Raw genomic sequence first — 25,190 nt, 5'->3', positions numbered from 1 at the left:
GTCAGGCCACCGCCATCAGGCTCGCATTACCCCCGGCCGCGGTGGTGTTGACCGATGTCGACACCTCCTCGACCAGCCAGTCGAGCCGCGGCGTGCCCGCCTGTGCCAGCACGATCGGTCCGGACAACGCTGCGATCTCAGCCAGCGCCGCCGTCCGCGCCGTCGCATCGCCCTCGATCAGCGCGCCGCTATATGGCCCCGCCTTGCGCCAGTCGTCCGACCAGCTCAGCCGCGCCGCCACACGCTCGGGCAACCCGGCCAGTTCGCCGCGCAATGCGGCATTACCGATCACCGCATGGTTGCCGGTCGCCAGCACCGCGGAAACCTGCGCGATCAGTCCTTCGCGGGTCTGCGGCAGCAACAGGATCGCGCCGCGCGGATGGAGCGTATAGAGATTGACCTCGCCCACGGGCCCCGGAAGCTCGACTTCGGCACCCACCAGCGACGCCTCGCCGGCTGCGCGCGCGGCCTCACCGCCTTCGCCCAGCCATAGCGCAAAGTCGCGCAATGCGGGATCGCTGCTGGCCGATGCGACACCCGGCGGCACGGTACCAGCCTGTACCAGCCGGCCAAGGTACAACGGCCCGCCCGCCTTCGGCCCCGTGCCCGAAAGCCCACGCCCGCCGAACGGCTGAACCCCCACCACCGCGCCGATGATGTTGCGGTTGATGTAGAGGTTACCTGCCTCGACCCGCTGGCTGACATGCGCGATCGTCTCGTCGAGCCGGGTGTGCAGGCCGAAAGTCAGGCCATAGCCGGTGGCGTTGATCGCATCGATCACCCGGTCGAGGTCGCGGCGCTTGTAGCGAACCACGTGCAGCACCGGCCCGAACACCTCGCGCTCGAGATCGGCGATGCTCTGCAGCTCGATGATCGTCGGCGGCACGAACGTGCCCTGCCCAGTCTCCCCCGCCAGCTCGATCTGCTCGACCGCACGGCCCATTCCAATCATCCGCGCGATATGGCCTTCGATACTGGCCTTGGCTTCGGCGGTGATCACCGGGCCGATATCGGTCGACAGGCTGTCGGTGCGCCCGATCGACAGCTCGTGCAGCGCGCCTTTGAGCATCGCCAGGATGCGATCGGCCACATCCTCCTGCAGGCACAGCACGCGTAGCGCCGAACAACGCTGCCCCGCGCTGTCGAAGGCCGAGGCGATGACGTCGCCGACCACCTGCTCGGCCAGCGCCGAGCTGTCGACGATCATCGCGTTCTGCCCACCGGTCTCGGCGACGAAGGGCACCGGCGCGCCGTCGACGGTCAACCGTTTCGCCAGTTCCTTCTGGATGATCCGCGCCACCTCGGTCGATCCGGTGAACATCACCGCCTGCGTCCCCGGCGCCGACACCAAGGCCGCACCGATCCGCCCGTCACCCGGCACCAGTTGCAGCGCCGCAGCCGGGATCCCCGCCTCGTGCAGGATCGCCACACCCTGCGCGGCGATCAGCGGGGTTTCCTCGGCCGGCTTGGCGAGCACGGTGTTGCCCGTCACCAGCGCCGCCGCGACCTGCCCGGTGAAGATCGCCAGCGGGAAGTTCCACGGGCTGATGCACGTCACCGCGCCCAGCGGCTTGTGCGCCGCGCCCAGCGTCGCGCGGGCCTGCGCGGCATAATAGCGCAGGAAGTCGATCGCTTCGCGCACCTCCGCGATCGCGTTGGGCGCCGACTTGCCGGCTTCGCGCATGATCAGGCCCATCAGGATCTGCATCCGATCCTGCATAATGTCGGCTGCACGATCGAGGCACGCGGCGCGCTCGGCAGGCGCCACCGCCGCCCAATCCGCCGCAGCCGCCTGTGCCGCCACAACCGCAGCCTGTGCGGCTTCCGGACTAACCTCGACCACCGTGCCCACGACATCCTTGCCGTCCGCCGGATTATACACCGGCCGCGAAGTGCCGATCCGGTCCGCCGGTTCCGCCGCCCAGCCCGCCGCCGCACTCGCCTTGAGCGCCTCCCCCAGCTCAGCCAGCACCGTCTCGCTCGACAGGTCCAGCCCGTCCGAATTGCGCCGCGCACCATACAGGTCCGTCGGCAGCGCGATCAGCGGATGCTTGGCGCCGACCACATCCATCGACCGCACCTGATCGACCGGATCGGCGACCAGCTCGGCGATCGACACCTCAGGATCGGCGATGCGGTTGACGAAAGACGAGTTGGCCCCGTTCTCGAGCAGGCGCCGCACCAGATAGGCAAGCAGCGTCTCGTGCGTCCCCACCGGCGCATAGATGCGGCACGGGCGGTTCAGCTTGGTCGCACCGACCACCTCGTCATAGAGCGGCTCGCCCATGCCGTGCAGGCACTGAAACTCATAATCGCCGATGGTGAAGTCCGGCCCCGCCATCTGATAGATCGTCGCCAGCGTCTGCGCATTATGCGTCGCGAATTGCGGGAAGATGCGGTCGCGGTTCGCCAGCAGCTTCCGCGCGCAGGCGATATAGGCGACGTCGGTGTAGATTTTCCGCGTATAGACCGGGAAGTCGGGCAGGCCGTCGACCTGGGCGCGCTTGATCTCGGCGTCCCAATAGGCGCCCTTGACCAGCCGCACCATGATCCGCCGGTCGGCGCGCTTCGCCAGATCGACGATCCAGTCGATCACGAACGGGCAGCGCTTGCCATAGGCCTGGACCACGAAGCCAAGCCCGTCCCAGCCTTTCAGGTCAGGGTCCAGCGCGAGGCTCTCAAGCAGGTCGAGCGACAGTTCGAGCCGGTCGGCCTCCTCGGCATCGACGTTGAAGCCGATGTCATACCCCTTGGCGAGTACCGCCAGCGCCTTCACCCGCGGCAGCAGCTCGCTCATCACCCGCGCGGCCTGCGCGCGCGCGTAGCGCGGATGCAGCGCCGACAGCTTGATCGAGATGCCCGGCCCGCCGACCACGCCGCGCCCCGCCGAAGCGGTCCCGATCGCACGCACCGCATTCTCGTAATCGCGATAATAGCGATCGGCGTCCGCCATCGTCGTCGCGGCCTCGCCCAGCATGTCGTAGCTGTACTGGAAGCCACGCGCCTCGAGCGCCCGCGCCCGCTTCAGCGCCTCGGCGATCGTCTCGCCGGTGACGAACTGCTCGCCCATCATCCGCATCGCCATGTCGACGCCACGGCGGATCACCGGCTCGCCCGCGCGCGCGATCAACCGCGTCAGCGCCGCCCCGAGCCCGGCGTCGTTGACGCTACCCGTCAGCTTGCCCGTGACGACCAGCCCCCAGGTCGCCGCGTTGACGAACAGCGAGCGCCCGTCGCCGATATGCGATTTCCAGTCACCATCCGAAATCTTGTCGCGGATCAGCGCGTCGCGCGTCGCATCGTCGGGAATTCGCAGCAGCGCCTCGGCGAGACACATCAGCGCCACGCCCTCCTGGCTCGACAGCGCATATTCCTGAACCAGCCCTTCGACGCCGGTGCCCTTGTGCTTGGCGCGCAGTGCCGTGATCAGCATCGTCGCGGTGATCCGCGCCGCCTCGCGCGTCCCCTCCGGCAGGCTCGCCTGCTCGACCAGCGGCGGCAGGCACTCGGGCTCGGGCCGGCGATAGGCACTGGTGATCGCAGCGCGCAGCGGGGTCCGTGGGCGGATCGGCGGGGCGAAATCGGCGAAGGGCGCGGTCATCGAAGGGCCTCGTGAACGGATGGTCGCATCACCATATCAGCTTTGCGCACCGCGATTGGACTTTTGCAGGTCATTCAGCGTATCTTTTTGCCTTCATTCGACGCCATCTGAAGGCAAACATGACCGATAAATCCGCCGATCTGGACATCTTCGACCGCAAGATCATCGACGTGCTGCGCGCCGACGGTCGCATCGCCATTACCGACCTCGCCGCGCGCGTGGGTCTCTCGAAGACACCATGCCAGGTCCGCGTGAAGCGGCTGATCGCCAACGGCACGATCCGCGGCTTCCGCGCGATCGTCGACCCGGTCCGGCTCGGCCTCGATCATATCGCCTTCGCCGAAGTGAAGCTCTCCGACACGCGCGAGGAAGCGCTCGCCGCCTTCCGCCGCGCCGTGCTCAAGATTCCCGAGGTCGAGGAATGCCACATGATCGCGAGCAGCTTTGACTATCTGCTCAAGGTGCGCACCGCCGATATCCGCCGTTATCGCGAGGTTCTGGGCGAACGCATCTCGAGCCTGCCGCACGTCGCCAGCACCTCCACCTTCGTCGCGATGGAGACGATCCGCGACTCCGGAATGGGTGGCGCTTAAGCTGACCTTCAGGTCGGCGTCCCTATATGCCCCTACGATGACCGTCCCCGCCGCCTCTCAGCAGACCAGCCGCCGCGCCCCATGGGCATGGTGGACGACGCTGCTCGCGATGCTGCTGGCGGTGCAGGTATCGGCCGGCGCGATCCGCCCTGCGACCCTGATCGAATCCGGCGCAGTTGCAGCCAGGCTTACCCTCCCCGCCCCGCTCGCCGCGCAGTTCCGCGACACCGGCCACGCGCTCAAAGCAGCGGGGCAACGTCTCAATGCCGCCAGGCCGGGTGACGGCCATGACGGCGCTGCACCGCCACTCCTCGCACTCGGCGCTGCCGTTGAGGCGCCGATCCTTGCGGCTGACCCGCTCTACACGCGCCTCGGCGCCGCGCCGCGGAGCGCGATAGCTTCCGGCGCCCATCGCGCCCGCGCGCCGCCGCTCGCCTGAGCGGCCAGCCGCACCAATCCACCGACAATTGAAACCGGCCGCCGCGTGCGGCCGCAGGCGCGTGCGCGCGCCCGACGAAGGATATTCCAATGGACGAACACAATGGCGCCGATCTCGCGCATCGCACCCGCATCGCCGGGCTGCTGGATCATCACCCTAACCTCCGCCCGGAAGAGACCGCCGAGATCCTGACCTTCCTCAAGACCGGGTCGATGATCGACATCGGCATGCTGCGCGGCGACCCCAATTATCGCGCAAAGATCGAGGCCGTGAAGGCCGCCAACCACCAGTCCTTCCGGCTCGGCATCGGCCGTTCGATCCTGATCGGGCTGGCGATCACCCTGCCCTTCTTGCTGCTCTGCTGGCTGATCGCCGACTGGGGGGCGTGAAGATGCAGCCCCGCCGCATCACGGTGCGGCGGGGTTTGCGCGATCAGGGAGCCGATCCGTTTAAACCGTTCTCGATGCTATTCCGATTGCGCGCCCGATGATCGCTCGACAGTTTCCACAATAACCTCAATGATCTTGATGATTAAACTCTGGAATCAGACACTTCTGCGAATGAACAATTATCATATTGTACGACCTGAATTGCTATATGTCGGACAGAATAGACTGGTTATCGGCTATCGTTAAAAGACGCATTGCCATCATTCCAGTTGCCAGATAGATTGATTGGCATCACAGTATAGAACTCCTGAGTCTTGTTCGCGTATTTGATCGTTGTTCGGAAAGGCATCCGAAATGACTTCAGAAGATGCGCCTGACGAAATTGACCATCTCGGCTTCAGATCGGCTGAATCCAGCCATCTTGATTCCGAAGATTCGCCGCAGAATTTCGAGACAAGTTCAGCTGAATCCCTGTTTGATTTCATATCCGGCGATTTGGTCGGCGACCTCGATTCGGTCGACGATGCCGAGTCGCGGGCAATGCTTGCAGAGCTTGCAACCACCCTGAGAGAGAGCGGCGCGCCGGCAGACTCGCTCGCGCGGCCAATCCGGATGGGTGATGCGCTGGTGGGACTGCGCCGACTCCCCTTTCTGACCACCCGTCTCGAAGGCGCTGCCCCCGCATGGAGTACCGGGCTGGCTGCCGAACGGCGCATCGGGCCGATCACCGACCGTCTCGGCCGCAGCATCTGGATCGACATCTATCGCCGGGTGCGCCAGCTGCGCTTCGTTCGCAGCCCCGGCGGCCCTCCTTTTCTCACTTTGCCCATCGTGCAGGCGAAATGGGCGGCGCGCGCCTCGACGCTGCGCGCGGGCCAGTCGCTCAACATCGCCGCGGGCAGTGTCTGGTTCGCGACCGGCCTCTTCTCCTCGGCGCCCGCGAATGTCTATTCGGGCGTCCGCATCGCGCGCGGCACCCTGCGCTTCTCCGCCGACCTTGCGCTCAATGACGACGAAGTGGTCGTGCCGGCGTCGGTATCGATCGAAATGGCGCTCAAGCTCGCCGCGCCGGCAGCCCCGGCTCCGGTGGCGGGCAGTGAATTCGCCGCGACGCACTTCGACCCACCCCAGGGCCTGGACATTGCAATCCGGCCTGCAGGCAGCTCGATCGCCGTGCGCGGCCCAGCCAAGCTCGGTGCATGGGGAGAGGAGGTCGCGCTCGCCCCGATCAACGGCGCCGCACAATATCGCCCCGACCTCCATCGGTTGGTGCTGCCGATGAAGCCCGATCGCGCCGATTTCGCGATCGATACGGTCGCGTCGCCGCTGTTCGTCCCGTCGGGGAAGGCCCGGATCGCGGCTACGGGCCTCGCGCTGCCCGCTGCGGTGATCGCGCCATCTGACCTCGGCGATGCCAGCGGCGTCGGCGCGCTGATGCTCGAACTCAAGCGGGGTCTTTCCGCCAAATGGCAAAGCCAGCCGCACGCCGTCCATCTCGGCCCGTCATTGCTGCTGCTCGATGAATCGCGTCTCGCCTTCTCTGGCCATTCCGTGCGCGCGACGGGAAGTACGGCGCGGCCCGAACTGACGCGAATGTCCGCACCGGCGACACTGGCTTACACCCAGCTCAACGAAACTGCAGTCCATTATCTGACCGGCGCCGATGGCAGCGAATCCGTCGCCTTTGCGGCGGAAGTCGATGTGCGCCTGCCCAAGCCGGTGGACGTCGCCGGGAACCGCGTCGGCGTTCGCCTGCCCGCGGCACTGGTCGTGATCGCGGACAGCCCGGTCGGGGTGCGCACGCTGATGCTGATCGGTCTCGCGCCGCCGCAGCCGCACGAACGCGCGATCGCCTTCGCCCTCACCAACGCCGTGATCCGCGCATCGCGTCCGCGCGGCTTTTTTCTGCTCGGCCGGATCGAGAGCGATAGGATCGTCGAGGCGCTCGCGCTCACTGCCTATGAACTGCGCGGGCTGCTGCCGTCGCTGCCCGATCCCTATGCCGCCAATTCGGGGCTGGGGCAGCGCTTCGGCGCAGCCCGGCAGGGATATCTGCTCAGCCATTTCCACTTCAACGCGACCGACGAGACGCTCGGCTTCCGGCTGCCGGCCGGGGTTGCGGTCGATCCGCCCGTCGCCGGTCCCGGTTTCGCGACCGGACAACACGCCGCCGCGTCGATCGAGCTCAAATCGGCCAGCGCCGCCGCGCCGCCTGCTTATGGCGACATGTTCGACTTCGAAAAACAGCCCAAGATCGTGCTGCTTGACGTCTCGACCAATGCCAGCCGTTTCGGCATCGCGGTCCGCCCCCCGCGCGCTGCCGATCGCAAGAGCACCTCCCAATTCCCGCTGCGCCCGCCGCAAGTGCAGGGGCTGGACCTGTCGATCGACGGACGTTTCCTCACGCTGCTGACGCTACCCGCGGTGCAGTGGGAGCCGGTGAAGGCATTGCCCGGCCCGGAGCCCTTCCCCGACGAAGTGCGGTTCGCCAACAGCGGCGTGCCGACGACGGTCGACGTGCCGAGCGTCGATCTGGTCCCGATCAATCCGCTCGCCGCCTACCGGAGCATCGTCGACAATTTCGCGCAGAATGATCCGCGGCCCTCGCGCGCGCGCTTCACGCTCCCCTTCGGAATGCTGGCGCAGGCGCGGCTGGCCCCGGCTTCTCCCGCCGGGCGCGGCGCTCAGGTCGGCGAGGTGCGTCCCGCAAGCGCCGATCTGGAGGGCGCTCACCAGCTTCGCCTCGAAGCCGACGATCCGACACTCCCGCCGGGCGAGACCCCCGCGCTTCCGGGATTCACCGCGCAATTGCCGGTTGCGCTGCCAGTTAATGGCGATCCGCCCGTCAGCATCCTCGGCAACTCGCCCACGATCATCTTCAACGGTTATCTGGGGTTCGGCGGCGTCAATCCGCTGGTCCCGGTGACGCGGATCGACCTGTCCGGCCATGGCGAAAGCCTGTTCAGCGCCTGGGCTAATCCCGACGAGCACGGGGTCGATGTCTCCAAGGCCGAGTTTCAGGTGCTCAACGGCCGCGCCGCGCATGAGGTCGTCCAGGTCCGCAGCTTCCTTCTGCCTTACTTCATCCCGGTCGTCCGAACGATCACGCTCGAACGGCGCGGCAACGCCGTCTTCACCCGCGAGGACAGCGGCTGGATCGCGGTCCGCGACGGCCTCTACCGCGCCTCTCCGGCCAGCGGGGTCGTCACGCATCCGGGCGTCGTCCAGCGCGCGACCCGCGTCACCAACATCCGCGAAACCGGAACCGCCTTCCCCGTCGCGGGGATCCAGTTTGTCGCGGCCTATTTCGACGCCGACCTGATCCTCGACGGCGCCGCCGCGCCGGTGCCTGCACGCCGCCAGATCGGCTATATCCGGCTCACCCCCGGCATCCCTGACCTCACCCCCGCGCTCTACGCCGCGCTGATCGAAGCGGTCGGGCCGATGGGCGGAGCGATCGACGCCAGCATCGCGATCGGCGGCGGGCGACAGCGGATGCGGTTGCACCGCGTCGGGGTCGGCGTCGCGGGTCCCGAATTCGCGATGGCGGCATGGGGCAGCCTTGCCTTTCCCGGCGGCGGCGACTGGTCGATCCTCGAAGCCGATGATGCGGCCGAGGCTCCGGCGAATGTCGCCGCCGATCGCGGCCTCCCGATCATCCGGCAGGGCGCAGCGGGCATGCCGACCGCCGCCGCCTATCGCTTCGCCGACCCCGAAGATCTGTTCGATGAGGCGTCGCCGCAACGCGACTATGGCATCCTCCACTCGATGGGGACGCAGCGCGCCTTCTTCCGCCGTCCGCGCATCGAAGCCGCGTCGCCGCACCGCATCGTGTCGAGCCAGCGTCCGGTCCTCGCCGATCCGCTGATCCTCGCGACTGCCACCGGCCCCTTCCCGCTGCAGAGCGACGCCATCCCCTTCCCGTCGGCAGCCTTCGCACTCGAGGCACGCCCGGACGGCACCTGGCGGCTCGATGCGCCCGCGACCTTCCCCGCCGGGGTACCGCGCCGCACGATCCGCACCGCTGGGACGGTGCGCAGCGACATCGATTATTCGGGCGCCACGGTCACCTACACGCTCGACACTGCCAGCCCCGCGCCCTGGCGCTTTCGGCTGCAGAATGCGGTCAAGATCATGGCGCATACCGCGATGGGCGACCTCATGTCGCTCGCCGCCGATGTCGATGCACAGGCCGGCCGCGCGACGAGCTTTGCCGATCCCAAGCTCAAGATCGGCGGGCCGTTCGACATCGTTCAGGATCTGATGACGATCCTCGAGGATCTCGGCATCCCGGCGCGGCCGGACGTGCGCATGACCAACAAATGGGGGCTGAGCGTCGGGCTCACCATCCCGTTCGTCGATGCCACGGGTGAGGATTTCAAGGTTATCCCGGGCGAGCCGTTCCCGACGATCAAGTTCGCCGATACCGGCATCAAGATCGAACTCGCGGTCGCGCCCGAGGCCGACGAGGCCGTCATGGAACTGGGCGGTTCGCCCATGTTCGCGATCAAGTCGATCCCCGGCCTCTATGTCGTCGCGATCATCAAGTTCAAGCTGCAGCTCTCGACCGAGACCGGGACGACCTATGGCTTCCTGATCGGCGTCGGCATCGCCTACAGCCTCGAAGCGGGACCGTTCGAGCTCAAGGGCCTGTTCGCGATCACCTTCTTCGCGGTGTTCGGCGATACCGTGCTCGGCTACGGCGTCGGCTTCCTCGTCAAGATCTCGGCCGAACTCCCGCCGATCGTCGCGATCGAGATTTCGCTCGAGGGCAAGCTCGCGCGCCTGATCGCGCAAAAGGATTTGCCCGACGAAACGGTCTTCCAGATCGCCAAGCTCGTTTTCGCGATCGAAGTCTCGATCTTCCTCGTGTTCAGCATCTCGCTCGAGGTTGAGACCAAGAAGGTCGAGGTGGTCCGCGGACCGCTGCTCGAAAGCGATGCCCCCGATGTCCTCTGACCGCCCCCGGAGCAGGAGCTGACGATGCCGCTGCCGATCCGCCTGATCCTCCTGCCGTTTCTGCAGGGCTATGATGGTACCGATCTGTCGCTGCGCCTGCTGGTCGCACCGCAGACCGACCCGACTGCGCCACCCTCGCCGGGAATGACGCCTTATGTCGCGACCGATTTCGAGTTCGAGCTGCGCTTCATCGCCGATCTGTCGCAGCTTCCGACCTTTGGTGCTGCGGCGACAAGCGTCGACCAATCCTCGCCGGCGCCTGCCAACGCCGCTGCGATCTGCGCGGCGCTCAACGCGCAATTCTCGATCGACGCCAGCGCCGGACCGGTGGATGGCCGCATCGGCGCGCCGCGCATCCTCAAATATGCCCCGCCCGCTTATCGCCTCGCGACCGGCTATGGCGGCGACAACCCCTATCTGCTGACCGACGACAGCTATCGGTGCGCGATCAACGCGCCGATCCCGCCGGGTACCTCGGTCAAGGTCGAGCCGCCGGTCATGTCGTGGGGCAAGGTGCTCGCGCAGGCGCTGCGCCAGCCGCTGCTGGCCGAAACCATCGGTCTCGTCCGCCCCTTCAGCGTCACGCCGCCAGCCGACATCGTCACCGATGGCGGCTGGCTCTACGTCGTGCCGAAACCGGGCAGCCCGTGGAGCGGGCTTGCAGGCATGCCCGGCGCGATGCGCTGCTATGCCGCGCGCATTCCACCGCTCGACGCGCCCCGTCCGCTGTTCACGCCTGTCCTCTTCCCCGTGGCCGCCACCGTCCCGGCCGGTGTGGCGTGGGACGATCTGTTCCGTGAATCGATCGAATATGACGACGGCTTCGCCAAGGCCGTCTATGTGCGGCAGCCGCCTCAGGCCGATCCGATCGCCGACGAGGAGGGCGACCGCCCCGCCGAGGACCGCGGCATCCAGATCGGCTGGGACGACGAGCAGATCGTCACCTGGTTCAATCGTCAGGTCGACAGTTCGGCAAGCGCCGCCGACGCGCCGATGGGGGTGATGGGCTATCGCATCGATGCCCGCGAGGCCGGCGGAACCGACTGGGACTCACTCGTCCGCGTCAACACCGCCGTCCAGCTTGGCGGCAACGATCTGGGCGACGCCGAACTCGACTGGCGGATCGAAGTCGCGCCCAACCGGTTGATGGGCGACCTCGCCGGACGCAGCTGGCTCCCCAGCTATTTCACCGCATGGACGGGTCGCTCGCTGATCGGGATCGACACGCTCGCCGCGCAGTTGCGCGGCGTGACCCCGTCGGTCGGTGCGGTAGAGGGCCTGCCGCCGCTGACATCGCTTCGCTACGGGCGCAGCTATGAGTTTCGCGTGCGCTTCAACGACCTCACCGGCGGAGGCCCCTCGGCAGGGGATGATCGCCGCAATGGCGGCGCCCAGCCGGTCGCGACCATCGATTTCCGCCGCCATGTCCGCCCAACCGGCACTTCGATCAACCCAATGCTTCCGCTCGAGGCTGACGAATCCGATCCCCCCGCAAGCCTCGAAGTCTCACGCCCGCTGCTCGGCTTCCCCGCCTGCCTGATGGCGGGAGGCGCGGAGGCCGATCTGCTCGCCGACATTGCCCTTGCCAAACTCGCCGACCGCGCGCCCGGTCTTCCCGACCCGGATGTCGACCAGCTCGAAATTGTCGTCGAGGTTGCGACGCCCGAACCGGGCGCGGCCAACCGCTACCTGCCGCTCTACACCGTCACCCGCGCCTATCCGGCCAGCGGTCCGCTCACGCTCGATTTCGAGTGGACCGACATTGCCGATGCCCGCGACCTGCCCGTCGCCGCGGCCGGTCCGATCGCCTTGCCGACCTCGCGCAACGTCCGCCTCCAGCTGACCCCGCTCGCTGCGGCGAAAACCGATTATTATGCGGGTGAGGATGTCCGTCGTGGCCAGACGCGCATGACGGTGATGCGCGCACCGGCGCGGGACGAACGCGATCTGCTCTCGCAAGGCGGCAGTTCGCTGATCGAAGGGTTCTTCCTGCAACCCGCCGAACCCGCCTCTCCGGCGCTCGCGGCAGCACAGAAGAGTGCGGGCCATGGCGCGCTGCTCGGCGACGATCCGCTCGGCCGTCTCGCCACCGCGCTCGATCTCGATCGTAGTGGCGCCACGCTGCGCGCGCGGCCGGGCCAGCGGCTGATCATCGGCGCCAGCTCCATGCTGCGCCATGTCGTCGGCCCAGACGGCGCGAGCCTCAGCTTCGCCACCGCGAACGAGATGACGCGCCTCTGGCTAGTTGCCATCGTCCTCAAGCTCGATCGCGACTGGAGCTGGGATGGGCTCGACTATCTGCGCATCGAGCGCGACGGACGCGAGGTCGGCCGCGTGGGTGGCAGCACCAGCGCCGGGCACGAAGCCGAAGGCGATGCCGAGCGCGACAGCTCGACGATCGTCTTCCTCGATGCCATCGATCCCAAGCCTGCAGGCGGCGCGTTTCCGCGCCCGCTCGATCCCGAATACCGGGTCACCCCCGTCTTCCGCACCACGCCCAGTCAGGAGGATGCACCGATCGAGGCAGACATCCTGCTCCCGGTGACCACCCCGCCGGCGCAGGTGCCCAAACTGGTGTCCGCCGGGCTGGCCCTGTCCCCCTATCGCCGCGATCCTGCCTATGCCGCGTCCGAAGAACGGCAAAAGGCGGTGTGGCTCGAATTCGACCGCCCGCCCGACGATCCCGAGGATCGCTTCTACGCGCGCGTGCTGGCGAGTGCGCCCGATCCCGTGCTGACCGACCAGATTCAGGATGTCGCCGACGTCTGGGATCTGCCGCTTCCGATCGATCCCGAACCGATGCGCCGCGTCGTCCCCGGTCAGGGCGACGATCGCGCGGGACAGGGCAGCATGCAGTTGCTGCTGCCCACCTCCAGTCCGATCCATTTCCTCTTGCCGCTCCCGCCCGGCCTTACGCCAGATGCCCCCGAGCTGTTCGGCTTCTTCACCTATGAATTCCGGGTCGGCCATTTCGGCATCTGGACCACTGCACAGGGATTCCCCGGCCGGGCGCAGCGCGTCTCCGGGCTCCAGCACGCGCCGCCCCCGCTCGCCTGCGCGGTCACACGCACCAAGAGCCGCCTTACCGTCAGCGCCGCCTTTGCCGAGCCGGTGCGCGACGGACGCCCAGTTCGCCCGACGCCGCCGGTCACCGATCTGTGGGCGCTGCTCTACGCTCGGGTCCATCAGGCCGACGATGCCGACCGGCGCAACATCCTGCTGGGAACACGGCGGCTCGATCCGCCGCGGCGGCGAAAACAGCCACGCGGCAGGGGTGGCATCGATGCGGCCAGAGCGGGCGCCGACGGCAAGACCGACTGGTCAAGCGCAGAGATCACCGCAGGCCTCGCCTTGCTGACGCTCGGCCCCGACGCGCCGCTTAGCTGTCTGGTGGTCGAAACGCTGCCCGGCGAAGCGCCCTATCCGGACCCAGTCGCCGGTCAGCTCGGCTATGAACGCTTCCTGCGAACCTCGCCCCTGACAAGCATCCCGCCCATTTGCTGAGCAGGGTGTTTGAGGCCGGCCAGTTCCCCCCGAACTGGCCGGCCTGATTCTAGGAGCCTGTCGCGTCCACGCGAACCGTGCCGACTTGCCGGATATCCTCCGACGACGCCCCCGCCAGCACACGATAGGCGCCCGGCCGGACGCGCCAGCCGCTCGCCTTGACGTCGTAGAAAGAGAAAGCGCGCGGATCGAGCGTCAGCGTCACCTCGCGCTTGCCGCCCGCTGGGATCGCGACCTTCTGGAACGCCCGCAACGCGCGCGTCGGCTCACCCGCCACCGGTTCGACGGGTTCGATATAGAGCTGCACGACCTCCTGCCCCGCGCGTTTGCCGGTGTTGCGCAGCGTGAGCTTCACCCTCACCGGCTTCGCGTCCGATACGCTGGCCGGAACCGTGAGCGGCGAATAGGCGAAGCTGGTGTAGGACAGCCCATGGCCGAACGGGAACAGCGGCGTCACACCCCGCGCCCGATAGCCGCGATAGCCGACCAGCAGCCCCTCCGAATAAGCGCTCTTCGACGTCTTGAGGTCGGCGGTGTCGTCCTCGCTCCGCGCCGGGAAGGTTACCGGCAGCTTGCCCGACGGATTGACCTTGCCGGTCAGCACATCGGCCAGCGCCGCCGCACCGCCCTCTCCGGGAAGCCACATGCTGACGATCGCGGGCGCCTTTTCGTGCCAGGGCATCGTCATCGCCGCACCCGAATTGACCACCACCGCGGTCTTCGGATTGGCCGCGGCGATCGCCTCGACCAGCCGGTTCTGCTCGCCGGGCAGGTCGATATTGGCGCGGTCATAGCCCTCGCCCTCGGTCGTCGAGGACGAGCCGATCATCACGATCGCCGCATCCGCGCCCTTCGCTGCGGCAACCGCCGCATCGAACGAGGGCTGCGGCTCGCGCACCCCGAAGCTCAGATTCTCGTAGGGCGTCCCGCCATTCGCGTAGTCGATCCGGATCGGATAGCCGCGCCCCGCTTCCAGCGTCACCTGCACCGTCCGGCGCGGCACCGGGAAGCCGAGTACGTCGCGATTGTCGGGAATGACCTTGCTCGCCTTCTCCAGAATGACCTTGCCGTCGAGCGTCACCCGCGGCGTACCGGTGCCGCGCACGCTGAACTCGTGCACCCCGCTCGCGCGCGGCCAGAACATCCCGTCCCAACGAATCGCGGCATAGCCGGTCGCCTTGGGGCCCGCGACATTGCCGCTGATCCAGCGCACGAAGCGCGTGACACGCTCGGTCTTGACCGGCGTGCCGCTCGCATCCCCGGTCATGAAATAGCTGCCCGTCAGCCCGGTCTCGCCGCGCTTGCCGTCCGGGCTGAACAGCCTGGCGTCGGCGGCGGGCGGCGTCTCCTCATTATCGACGCCCTTTTCATAGGTAATCCGCACCCCCGGCAGCGCCGCCCGCAGCGCATCGAGCGGGGTCTGGGTCTCGAACGGTACGACGTTCGAGCTGCCGCCGCCCTGCATCCGTACGACATCGGCATTGGGGCCGATCACCGCGAGCGATTTGATCGAGCGGTCGAACGGCAGCACGCCATTATTCTTGAGCAGGACCATCGCCTCTTCGGCCGCCTTGCGCGCGATTGCGGCCTGACGCAGCGGAGTCGCCGACGCCTCACGCGATGCGCCGCGCTCGATCACGCCGCTGCGTACGATCAGCCGGACCATGCGCCGGGCATTGTCGTCGATCTGCGCGGTGCTGACCTTGCCCTCGGCAACCGCGGCCTTGAGCTTGTCGCCGAAATGCTTGGGTGGCCCCGGCATCTCGAGGTCCATGCCGGCATTGACCGCGTCGGCGGTCGCGTGCGTCGCGCCCCAGTCGGACACGACGAAGCCCTGATAGCCCCATTCTTTCTTGAGCAGGTCGGTCAGCAGCCAGCGATTCTCGGCGGCGAAAGTCCCGTTGATCTTGTTGTACGATGCCATCACCGACCAGGGATCGGCCTCACGCACCACCATCTCGAACGCGGGGAGATAGATTTCGCGCAGCGTGCGCTGATCGACGATCGAATCGACGACGAAGCGGTAACTCTCCTGATTGTTCACCGCGAAATGCTTGAGCGAGACGCCAACCCCTTCGCCCTGCACGCCGCGCACATAGCCAAGGCCCATGCGCCCGCTGAGCCAGGGGTCCTCCGAATAGGTCTCGAAATTGCGGCCCCAGCGTGGGGTGCGGACGATGTTGACGGTGGGCGCGAGCAGGACGTCGGCGCCATGCGCCTTGGTCTCGCGCGCCACCGCCGCGCCGACCACGGCGGCGAGATCGGGATTCCAGCTCGCCGCCAGTGCGACGCCGACGGGAAAGACCGTCGCCGGCTTGCCGTCGGGCGAGCGCACGCCGGTCGGCCCGTCGGTCATCTTCACCGCCGGGATGCCAAGGCGCGGGATCGGGTTGAGCGCCATCGAAGATTCACCCGCGAGCAGCAGAATCTTCTCGTCAAGCGTCAGCCGTGCCATCAGGTCCGCGACCCGCGCCTCCAGCGATGCCTTCGCATCGCGATAGACCGGTGCGGCCTCCTGCGATCCGGCCGGCGCCGTCGTGGCGAGGGTCAGTGCAATTGCCGCACCCAATCTCATTTGATCGCAGCCAGGCTGGCTTCGGTCTTGGCGAGCAGCTCGTCGGTGAGCTTGCCGTCCGAATAGGGCTGGAGCTGCTTGAGGCCGAGGCCCTTGATCATCTCGAGCTGGGGCAGCTGGGTCAGGCCCGGCAGTTCCTTGTCGAGCACGGCCTTGGCCGCGTCGTTCGCGAGCAGCTCACCGATCGGCGTGTCGAGGTTGAACTTGGCCGCCGGCTTGGCGGCATCAGCAGCGGGCGCAGCCGGTGCGGTTTGAGCCACGGCGACGGCGGGGACGAGCAAAGCCGCCCCTAGCATGAGGTGCAATTTCATCACTGGTTCTCCTTGGTTTCGGCGATTTGCACGCCGGATTGGCTGCCGAGCTCGGCGATCATCGCCTCCCGGATCAGGAATTTCTGGACCTTGCCGGTCACGGTGGTCGGGAATTCAGCGACCACACGGATGTAGCGGGGCACCTTGAAGTGCGCGATCTGGCCGCGGCAGAAGTCGCGGATGCTTTCGGCGTCGGCCTCCGCCCCCGCGCGCAGCCGCACCCAAGCGCACAGTTCCTCGCCCATGCGCTCGTCGGGCACGCCGACCACGGCGACGTCCTCGATCGCGGGATGGCTGTAGAGGAAGCCCTCAATCTCGCGCGGATAGATGTTCTCGCCGCCGCGGATGACCATGTCCTTCAGGCGTCCGACGATGTTGGCATAGCCTTCATCATCGACCACCGCGAGGTCACCGCTGTGCATCCAGCCGTCAGCATCGATCGATTCCGCGGTGCGCTCCTGCTCGTCCCAATAGCCGTGCATCACCGAATAGCCGCGCGTGCACAGCTCGCCCGGCTGGCCCACGGGGACGATATTGCCCTCGGGATCGACCAGCTTGCTTTCGAGATGCGGCTGCACCCGGCCGATCGATCCGGTGCGCCGATGGATCGGATCGTCGAGCGCGGTCTGGAAGCTCACCGGACTGGTTTCGGTCATGCCGTAGCCGATGGTGACGTCGCGCATATGCAGCCGGTCGATCACCTCACGCATCAGCGGCTCGGGACAGATCGCGCCGGCCATGCAGCCGGTGCGCAGCGAAGTCAGGTCAAGGCTGTCGAACACCGGATGCGCGAGCATCGCGATGAACATCGTCGGCACGCCGTAGAGCGCGGTGCAGCGCTCCGCCGCGACCGCGCGCAACGCCGCCTCGGGATCGAAGCCGGGCGACGGATAGACCATCGCCGCGCCGTGGCTCAGGCTGGCAAGATTGCCCATCACCATGCCGAAGCAATGATAGAGCGGCACCGGGATGCAGATGCGGTCCTCCGCGCTGAGTCCCATGCCGCGACCAACGAAATAGCCGTTGTTGAGGATGTTGCGGTGGCTGAGCGTCGCGCCCTTGGGCAGACCGGTGGTGCCGCTGGTGAACTGGATATTGATCGGATCGCGAGGATCGAGATCGTCCGGCAGAGCGCTGGCCGGATGCGCCGCGACATCGGCGAAGGACAGCCAGCCCGTCCGTTCGCTCTCGCCGATCAGGATGCGGTCACGCAGCGTCGGCAGCCGTTCCGGTCCCAGCGCCTCGATCATCTCGGCATAGGCACTGGTCTTGAAGCTCTCAGCCGCGACCAGCGCGCTCAGCCCCACCTTGTTGACCGTATATTCGACCTCGGACAGGCGATAGGCCGGGTTGATCGTCACCAGGATCAGCCCCGCGCGCGCTGCCGCAAACTGGGTCAACGTCCATTCGGCGCAATTGGGCGACCAGATGCCGATCCGCTCGCCGGGCTTCAGACCCAGCGCCAGCAACCCGGACGCGAGCGCATCGGTCCGCGCGAGCAGTTCGGCGAAGCTCCAGCGGATGCCCTGCGCGACCGAGACGAGCGCGTCGCGCTCGCCCCATATCGCCGTCGCGCGCACCAGCGCCTCGCCGATCGTATGCTCGATCAGCGGCGGCGTATCGGTGCCGCGCACATGGCTGAGGCCGGGCGTGACGAAGCTCATTTGCCCGGGACCTCGCAGGTGAAGCTCGCGGCATCGTCGGTCGAACCCTTGCCGTCCCAGCGTGCGACCTTGGGCCAGGCGCAGAGCGGGCGCGTGCGCTGCGCCTTGGCGGGGAAGCCGAGATAGCCGAACATGTCGTTGTCGAACTTGGTCGCGACGATCCGCTCGGGCGCAGGGCCGCCCTTATGCCAGCTGTCGAGCGTGCCGAGCGCGTCGAACACGTTCGGACCGGGACCGGCGAGGCAGTGCGACATGCCCGGCGCCATGAACAAACGGATGCGGTCACGGGCCTGCGGATCGGCGGCGAGTACGCGACCGACAAAGCCGATCGTGTTCTCCGGCGGGATCGCCGCGTCCTGCCAGCCATGATACATCAGCAGCTTGCCGCCGCGACGGAAGAACGCCTTGAGATCGGCGCTCTCGATGTCGAGTTCCTTGCCGAGCTTCGCCCTGGCCAGCGCATAATCGCTGGCAAGGTTGAAGCGCGAGGCCGTCCAGTCCGGGTTGCTGTGGACGAAGTAGCGGAAGAACTCGCCCGAGAATTTGGCGTGCTGCGAGTCCGCAGCGGTCAGCCACATCCCCCAAGTGCCCGGCTCGCCCTCTGCCCCCGGCGCGAAGCCCGGGTAGAAGGGTTTGCCGTCAGGCCCTTTCGACCCCTGATAGAGGTGGCGTGCGGCCGCGACTTGCGCCGGGGTCAGGCATTCGCCGGTCGCGCCGGGCTTGCACTGAAGTTCTGCCGGGTCGAAGCGGCACACGCGCGGATTTTCGATCACGCCATCGGCGACGCCGTCGAGCTTGTCGCACTTGGCGAGCGACGCGGTCTGCAGCAGCTTGAGCTGGGCCAGACCAAGCGTGGCGCCGGGCTGGCGCAGCACCTGCGCATTGCTGGCGAAGGCGCTGGCCATGCGCGTCCACGGGATAGCGGGCGCGCCCGCGATGATCGCGTCATAATCGTCGGGGAAGCGCTGCGCCTCCATCAGTGCCTGACGCCCGCCGTCCGAACAGCCATGGAAATAGCTCGCGGACAGCGGCTCCAGATAATAGGCTGCGATCACCTGTTTCGCAGTCTGCGCGGCGACATGGTTGGCACGCCAGCCATAGTCCTTGATCTTCTCGGGCGCGTTCAGCGCCCAGCTGCCATCGACGTCGCTCTTGCCGAAATGCCCCATGTCGCTGCCGACCGAGGCATAGCCCCGCGCCACCGCGCCGCGCATCAACAGCGCCGGGATGCCGAGATTGGCGCCGAAGCCACCATTGCCCGCGCCCATCAGCTTGCCGTTCCACGCCATTCGCTCGGGCAGCCACACCTCGACCTTGATCGAGGAGCCTGGAACCGGGGTCATCACCGCCTGCACGCGGCAGAAGGCTGCGGCGGCGGGCAAGCCCGGCATGCCCGGGCCGGTATCGACCGGGCCCCCGATCGTCAGCGGGGTCGCGGCCTCGATCTTGCCATTGGCCAGTACGCGGCCGGTCAGCGCGGCGCAGCTGGCAACAGCAGGCCCCGGCGGCGGGACCAGCGTCGGCGTCTGCGCGCGCGTTGGCGTCTGCGCGGTTGCCGATCCCATGACGAGCGCGAGCGCGCTCAAGGTTGCGAAGCGGATCGCCTTCATTTCTTGAGCACTCCCAGGGAATTCATCCATGCCTGCATGCGATCGGTCCACACGTCGCTCGGCTTGTCCTGACGCTTCATGCCGAAGCCGTGGCCGCCGCTGGCGAAACTTTCGAACTGCGACCGGGCACCGGCGGCACGCCACGCCGCGTCGAGTCGCGCACTGTCGCCGCGCGAGATCTTGTCATCATCGGCCACCGCGACAAACAGCGGCGGTGCCTTTTTGGGTGCGACGATCGGATCGGGCAGCAGGCCGGGATAGATGGCGGCGGCGAAGTCCGGGCGCGCATCCGGCTTGTTGGCCAGCATCGTCCACACCGTGACCGCGCCGCCCGCCGAGAAGCCCATCAGACCGACCCGGTTCGGTTTGACGCCATAGCGCGCGGCGTTGGCGCGGACGTAACGCACCGCCTGCTCGCCGTCCGCCGTCGCCAGCGGGCGCAGCGGTTCGACCGCCTTGGACAGTTCGGGCAGGTTGGTCATGTAGCGCAGCATCGCGAACGGCAGGTCGCCGCCCGTCTTGAGCAGGCGATAGCGCAGCACGAAGGCGGTAACGCCGCGCTCGTTGAGCCATTGCGCGACCGCCTCGCCCTCATTCTCGATCGACAGCAAATGGAAGGCGCCGCCGGGTGCGACGATCACCGCGGTGCCGTTCGCTTTCTTCGGGTCCGGCCGATAGACGGTCAGCGTCGCATCCTGGACGTTGGTGACGACGATGCCGAACGGCGCGCGCTTTTCCCGGTCACCGGGCGATGCGGCGGTCTGGTTCGGCCACAGCCGCACCACTTCCTGCGCGGAAGCGGGTGCCGCGACCGGCATCAGCGCGACGGTGACGAGCACGGCGAGCGCGGCAAATCCAGCCAGAATGCGCAGCGTGATCTTCTTCATTGCGAGTCTCTTACCTTGGCGATGGCGGCGATCGGCGGGGTCGCGGCGGGTGCCATCGCGGTCTGGTCAATGCCGATTGCAAGTAGCGCGGGTTTGACGGGATCGAACCGCGACCACGCCGGAGCACCCTTGCCGTTGGGATCGCCGGTGCGAGCAAAACTCGTCCAATAGGTCATGAGCTGCGCCGCCGCTGCGCGATCGGCTGCGGTGGCATCTGCAGGAAGGTTGCCGAACTGGAACGGCACGTCGCTGGCGTGCGCGGCGCCCTTGCCGGCCTCGCGCTTGGCTTCCGTGACATAGCCGAAGCGGTAGAGCCAGGTCGGCGATCCGGCCTTCGCATGACGGCTGGCGAGCGCGAGCGCCGGCTCGACGAAGATCGCGTCGCTGGCGAGATGGCGAGCCGCTTTTTCTTCCGAGCCGTACGCGGCCTTCACCGCATCCGCCCCCGAACCGAGCTGCTTGAGCAGCGGGCCGTTGACCATCGGCAGGAACGGCGCGGGCACGAAGCCGAGCTCGTCGTCATTGCTGCCCGCGATGAACGGGATGCGCGCCTGCTTGCCGGCAGCGAAAACCGCATCGGCATGGCCGGGGACGATCGTCCCGTCGGTGACCGGCCCGGAATAGAAACCCTCCTCCTTGTTGAGGATGGTGATGCCGCCGCGCACCGTGTCGGCCGGGAGCGCGCGGAGCGCGGCAAGGTCAGCGGCGGTGTTCTTGGCGGCGAAGGCACCGCCCTTGATCTGCGCCTCGGCGAGCGTCGGCCAGCGATCGCGCCCGCCGCCCGACGCGGCGATGGCCTTGGCGAACACGCCGGTCGCGGCGGGCGAGGCCATCAGCCGCGCGACGGACTCGCCGCCCGCACTTTCACCGAAGAGCGTGACGTTGCTCGGATCGCCGCCGAATGCCGCGATGTTGCGCTTGACCCAGGCGAGCGCGGCGATCTGGTCCATCAGGCCCCAGTTCGCGCCCTGCCCCAGCGCCGGATGCGCGAAGAAGCCGAAACGACCGAGCCGGTAGTTGAAGGTGACGACGACCACATCGTGCTTGGCAAGCTGGGCGCCGTCGGTCGGCGCAAGCGCGCCCGATCCGGCGACGAAGCCGCCGCCATGGATCCACATCATCACCGGAAGCTTGACGCCCGTGGCGGGCTTGGGTGTCCAGACGTTGAGGAACAGGCAATCCTCGGCCATCGGCGCACCGAGGCTGACATCGCCCGGCACCGCGTTCTGCACGCAGTCGGCGCCGAAGCGGGTGGCGTCGCGCGGGGCAGCCCAGCGCGCTACCGGTGTGGGGGCCGCCCAGCGCCCCTCGCCCACCGGCGGCGCGGCATAGGGAATGCCCTTGAACGACGCGACCCCGTCCGCGGTCGCGCCGGTCAGCGCGCCGCTGTCGATGGTCACCTGTTGAGCGGCGGCGGGCGTCGCGGCGAGTAGAGCGAAGATGAATAACCGGGTCATGCGCCGCCTCCCGTGCGGAATTCGAAAATGCCGGGGCCGGTGCGGTAGACCGTGAAGCCACCCTCCCGGCGCAGCAGGTCGGCGCCCTGTGGCACGGCGATGGCGCCGAAGCGCTCAGGCACCCAGACTTCGCCGCTGCTATTGGCGGGGACTTCGGCGGTGAGCGTCAGGCGACCGCCCTCCACCTTCCAGCGCGATGCGGCGCGGCCATGGACCGTCTCCATCACCGCCTCGGCGGAGGCGAGACCCGATGGGATCGCGGGCTTGACCAGCACCGTCTTGTAGCCCGGCGCACCGGGGCGAAGCCCTGCGAGCCGCTGGCGCATCCAGTCGGCGATCGATGCGAAATAATGATGGTCGCGCGAGCGGCTTTCGAGGCTCCAGCTCTCGAACATCGTCGAATGGCCGTTGGCGATCCACCAACCCCAGCTCGGCTCGTCGGTGCGGGTCGCGACGCGATAGGCGAGATCGGCATGGCCGTAATCGCTCAGCATCTCGAGCAGGTGGCGGGTACCATAGACGCCCGTGCGCAAGCCCTGCTTGTCGACATCGCGCGCGATGGCGTCGGCGACGCCCTGCTCACGGCCTGTCGGAGTCATCCCGAAAGCGAGCGGGAGCACGTTCTGGATCTGCGCCGCCGGCCCGGCGACACCCTTGGCATCGACGGTGCGATACCAGCCCTTGGTATCGTCCCAGTAGCGCGCGTTGTACGCGGTGCGGATCGCCTCGGCGAGCTGGCGGTAGCGCGCCGCATCCTCGGCCTTGCCAATCACCGCCGACGATCGCGCGAGCAGGTCGGCCTCGTGGAAGAAATAGGCCGTCGTCACCGCATCGACCCCGCCGCCGCGCGCGTTGAGGAAATCGAGCGGGCCCGGCGGCATCCATTCGCTGAGACCCGCGGCGCGGCGATAGTCAGGCGCCTTGATGAAGGTGGCGGTATAGTCGACCAGCCGTCGCTGCATGTCATGGTTCTGCGCCAGGATGCGCGTGTCGCCATAGGTGGTGTAAAGCTCCCACGGCAGGATCAGCGCGGCGGCATCCCAGGGCGTGGTCGGGCCCCAGATGATGCTCCAGCCCGGCGTATTCTCGTAGCCATAGTAAGGCGTCGCCGGGACGATCTCGGGAATTTCCCCGTTCGGTGCCTGCGCATCGCGGAAGTCGGCGAGCCATTTGGTCCACACCCGCGCGACATCGAGGCTGCGCGCCGCCGCGCCCGCCGAGGCCTGCGCGTCGCCGGTCCAGCCATTCTTCTCGAACGCCGGGGTGTCGGTGACGAAACCGTGGAGGTTGTTGAGGATCGTGCCCGTCGCCGCCGCGTCGATCTTGCCGAGCAGCGGGTTGGCGCTGGCGAAGCTGCCGGTACGGGCGACGGCGGAATGGACGATGCGCGCCTTGAGCGTCGCGCCGGGCACGCCGCGCACCTCGACATAACGGAAGCCGCGATAGCCGAAGCTTGGCTCCCAGCGTTCGACGCCCTTCCCCGCCAACGTGTAGCGATCGGTCTGGAGCTGGGCGTGGATCAGACCCGAGACCGGGGCGACACGGCCATCCGCTGCCAGCTTCTCGCCCGCCATCATCGAGACGGTCGCGCCGCGCGATCCGCTAACCTCGAGCACAGGGCGGCCCGCGACGATCCGTCCGAAGTCATGCACCCAGACACCGGGGGCGGCTTCCTTGACCGATACCGCGTCGATCGTCTCGACCGCCTCGATCGGCTCGGCATTGGCGGCGGCGAGCTTGCCCGCGGGTCCGGCGACGACCGTCGCGGCCTGCCATTTCGCGCGGAAACCGGGACGGTCCCAGCCCGAAGGCAGCAGCCGGGCGTCATAGCGTTCGCCACGATGGACGGAGTCGCTGCGCGTCGGACCGTCGGCGGTCTGCCAGCCCTCCCCCGTCGCGATCGTCTGGCGGGTGCCGTCGGCATAGTCGATCTCGAGCTGCGCCCTGATCGCGGGCGCGGCACGCCAGGGCGCCGCGTGGAAATACCATTCGTCGGGGTCGGTGAGCGCGTACCAGCCACGGCCGAGTTCGGCGCCCAGCACATTCTCACCCGCACGAAGCTGCGCGGTCACGTCATAGGTGTAGCTCAGCAGGCGCTTGTCATAGGCAGTGAAGCCCGTGCCAAGCGGCGATCCGACCTGCGCGCCATTGAGCAGCACCCGCGGCATCCCGGCCCCGGCAAAATAGAGGCGCGCGCGCACGACCGGCTTGCGCGCAACGGCGAAGCTGCGGCGCACCAGCGGCGCGGGCGCTTCGATCGGCAGGACGAAGGCGACCCGGGGCACACCCGCAGGAATGGCCAACCCGCCCTTCTCGACCGAGCCGCCGGTGAACGGGTTGTCGTTGCGCGCGAAATCGGTGCGAAACGCGGGGCTGCCCGTGCCCGTCACCGCGACTGAATGGATCATCGCAGCCTGTGGCTCGGCCGCGGCAAAGCCGATCGTGCCGTGCGCGTGGGTCATATCCTCCAGCGTGTCGACCGTCTTGCCGTCGAGCTGGGTAACGATGCGCGCCCCTTCGGCGCGGATCGTCAGGCGGCTGCGCCTGTCCCTGAGCGGCGCGGCGAGCGGGATGCGCTTGAGCACGTCGGTTTTCACCGTCGAACTCGATCCGCCGGGATAACGGCGCACGCTCGCGGTCAGCGCGGCGCCCCCGGTGCCGTCGCTCAGCGTCCAGACATAGGCATCGCCATAGGTCTTCCCGCTCGGCAATGCGCGGAACAGGATATCAACCGCTTTGCCGGTTAGCGTGAGATCGACATCGAGCGTCAGATCGCGCCAGTCATGCGCATCGGGCGTGCGCCCCGCGATCCATTTCGCCTGCCAGTCGGCGGGCACGAGCAGGCCCATCTCCCACGAGCCCGGCGCGCTCCATCCGCTCGCGCGCCCCTCGGAATCCCATGCCTGCACGCGCCACCAATAGCGCCCGCGCGACGCGAGCGGCGGCCCGGCATAGGCGATCTGGACACTGTCCGCAGACGTAACCTTGCCGCTGTCCCAGACCAGCTCGCCCCTTTCCAGCGCTTCAGGCGACTGCGCGACCTGGATGCGATATGCTGTCTGGCGCTCAACCGGTGAACGCCAGGCGAGCCGCGGTGCCGGTTCGTCGAGACCGATCGGCCCCGACGCATATTCGACGCGTAGCGCATCCGGCTCGCCCACCGGACCCGCCGCTTGTGCCGGCGCCAATGCGGCCAGCAGA

Annotated in this window: 13 protein-coding genes; 5 read left to right on the top strand and 8 right to left on the bottom strand. The window is 67.8% G+C overall.

Annotation, left to right across the window (positions count from 1 at the left end; translation table 11 throughout):
- Position 1: 1 nt before the first annotated feature.
- The gene (putA, locus tag AC07NK_RS12350) at positions 2-3,601 is read right to left on the bottom strand and encodes a trifunctional transcriptional regulator/proline dehydrogenase/L-glutamate gamma-semialdehyde dehydrogenase (RefSeq protein WP_495170892.1); all 3,600 of its coding nucleotides are present in this window, start codon (positions 3,599-3,601) and stop codon (positions 2-4) included.
- Positions 3,602-3,720: 119 nt separating this feature from the next.
- Between putA and AC07NK_RS12345 the strand changes: the two genes are divergently transcribed.
- The 5 genes from AC07NK_RS12345 (at position 3,721) to AC07NK_RS12325 (ending at position 13,485) form a co-directional block, all read left to right on the top strand.
- Entirely contained in the window at positions 3,721-4,194 is a 474-nt protein-coding gene (locus AC07NK_RS12345) for an Lrp/AsnC family transcriptional regulator (protein WP_495170891.1), read from the top strand.
- A gap of 37 nt (positions 4,195-4,231) precedes the next feature.
- Complete coding sequence (locus AC07NK_RS12340) at positions 4,232-4,633, top strand: hypothetical protein (protein WP_495170890.1); 402 nt, start codon at positions 4,232-4,234, stop codon at positions 4,631-4,633.
- 89 nt (positions 4,634-4,722) lie between these two features.
- Positions 4,723-5,022, top strand: a complete 300-nt coding sequence (locus AC07NK_RS12335; protein WP_495170889.1) for a hypothetical protein — start codon at positions 4,723-4,725, stop codon at positions 5,020-5,022.
- A gap of 495 nt (positions 5,023-5,517) precedes the next feature.
- Complete coding sequence (locus AC07NK_RS12330; protein ID WP_495170888.1) at positions 5,518-9,981, top strand: hypothetical protein; 4,464 nt, start codon at positions 5,518-5,520, stop codon at positions 9,979-9,981.
- Positions 9,982-10,005: 24 nt separating this feature from the next.
- Complete coding sequence (locus tag AC07NK_RS12325) at positions 10,006-13,485, top strand: hypothetical protein (RefSeq protein ID WP_495170887.1); 3,480 nt, start codon at positions 10,006-10,008, stop codon at positions 13,483-13,485.
- A gap of 49 nt (positions 13,486-13,534) precedes the next feature.
- Here AC07NK_RS12325 and AC07NK_RS12320 read toward each other — a convergent pair whose 3' ends face one another.
- The 7 genes from AC07NK_RS12320 to AC07NK_RS12290 are packed head-to-tail and all read right to left on the bottom strand — an operon-like array spanning position 13,535 to position 25,177.
- A complete protein-coding gene (locus AC07NK_RS12320; protein ID WP_495170886.1) occupies positions 13,535-16,060 on the bottom strand; it encodes a glycoside hydrolase family 3 C-terminal domain-containing protein in 2,526 nt (841 codons plus the stop codon).
- Entirely contained in the window at positions 16,057-16,371 is a 315-nt protein-coding gene (locus AC07NK_RS12315; RefSeq protein ID WP_495170885.1) for a hypothetical protein, read from the bottom strand. The genes AC07NK_RS12320 and AC07NK_RS12315 overlap by 4 nt, the downstream gene beginning before the upstream one ends.
- Positions 16,371-18,035 (bottom strand): AMP-binding protein, encoded by a 1,665-nt coding sequence (locus AC07NK_RS12310; protein ID WP_495170884.1) that lies wholly within the window; start codon positions 18,033-18,035, stop codon positions 16,371-16,373. Before AC07NK_RS12310 ends, AC07NK_RS12315 begins: the two co-directional genes overlap by 1 nt.
- On the bottom strand, positions 18,032-19,645 hold the full coding sequence (locus AC07NK_RS12305; protein ID WP_495170883.1) for a tannase/feruloyl esterase family alpha/beta hydrolase: 1,614 nt from the start codon (positions 19,643-19,645) through the stop codon (positions 18,032-18,034). Before AC07NK_RS12305 ends, AC07NK_RS12310 begins: the two co-directional genes overlap by 4 nt.
- Entirely contained in the window at positions 19,642-20,532 is an 891-nt protein-coding gene (locus AC07NK_RS12300) for an alpha/beta hydrolase (protein ID WP_495170882.1), read from the bottom strand. The genes AC07NK_RS12305 and AC07NK_RS12300 overlap by 4 nt, the downstream gene beginning before the upstream one ends.
- Positions 20,529-21,989 carry a carboxylesterase/lipase family protein gene (locus AC07NK_RS12295; protein WP_495170881.1) on the bottom strand — a complete coding sequence of 487 codons (1,461 nt, stop codon included), beginning with the start codon at positions 21,987-21,989 and terminating at the stop codon, positions 20,529-20,531. The genes AC07NK_RS12300 and AC07NK_RS12295 overlap by 4 nt, the downstream gene beginning before the upstream one ends.
- Entirely contained in the window at positions 21,986-25,177 is a 3,192-nt protein-coding gene (locus AC07NK_RS12290) for a family 78 glycoside hydrolase catalytic domain (RefSeq protein ID WP_495170880.1), read from the bottom strand. The genes AC07NK_RS12295 and AC07NK_RS12290 overlap by 4 nt, the downstream gene beginning before the upstream one ends.
- Between the last annotated feature and the right edge of the window lie 13 nt (positions 25,178-25,190).

It is taken from the genome of Sphingomonas sp. GW821-FHT09B04 (assembly GCF_059418285.1).
This window is presented reverse-complemented; position numbering and strand designations above follow the sequence as displayed.

Coding starts and splice junctions, on each gene's coding strand:
- putA (WP_495170892.1), bottom strand. CDS start 3,601: ATGACCGCGCCCTTCGCCGATTTCGCCCCGCCGATCCGCCCACGGACC.
- AC07NK_RS12345 (WP_495170891.1), top strand. CDS start 3,721: ATGACCGATAAATCCGCCGATCTGGACATCTTCGACCGCAAGATCATC.
- AC07NK_RS12340 (WP_495170890.1), top strand. CDS start 4,232: ATGACCGTCCCCGCCGCCTCTCAGCAGACCAGCCGCCGCGCCCCATGG.
- AC07NK_RS12335 (WP_495170889.1), top strand. CDS start 4,723: ATGGACGAACACAATGGCGCCGATCTCGCGCATCGCACCCGCATCGCC.
- AC07NK_RS12325 (WP_495170887.1), top strand. CDS start 10,006: ATGCCGCTGCCGATCCGCCTGATCCTCCTGCCGTTTCTGCAGGGCTAT.
- AC07NK_RS12320 (WP_495170886.1), bottom strand. CDS start 16,060: ATGAGATTGGGTGCGGCAATTGCACTGACCCTCGCCACGACGGCGCCG.
- AC07NK_RS12315 (WP_495170885.1), bottom strand. CDS start 16,371: ATGAAATTGCACCTCATGCTAGGGGCGGCTTTGCTCGTCCCCGCCGTC.
- AC07NK_RS12310 (WP_495170884.1), bottom strand. CDS start 18,035: ATGAGCTTCGTCACGCCCGGCCTCAGCCATGTGCGCGGCACCGATACG.
- AC07NK_RS12305 (WP_495170883.1), bottom strand. CDS start 19,645: ATGAAGGCGATCCGCTTCGCAACCTTGAGCGCGCTCGCGCTCGTCATG.
- AC07NK_RS12300 (WP_495170882.1), bottom strand. CDS start 20,532: ATGAAGAAGATCACGCTGCGCATTCTGGCTGGATTTGCCGCGCTCGCC.
- AC07NK_RS12295 (WP_495170881.1), bottom strand. CDS start 21,989: ATGACCCGGTTATTCATCTTCGCTCTACTCGCCGCGACGCCCGCCGCC.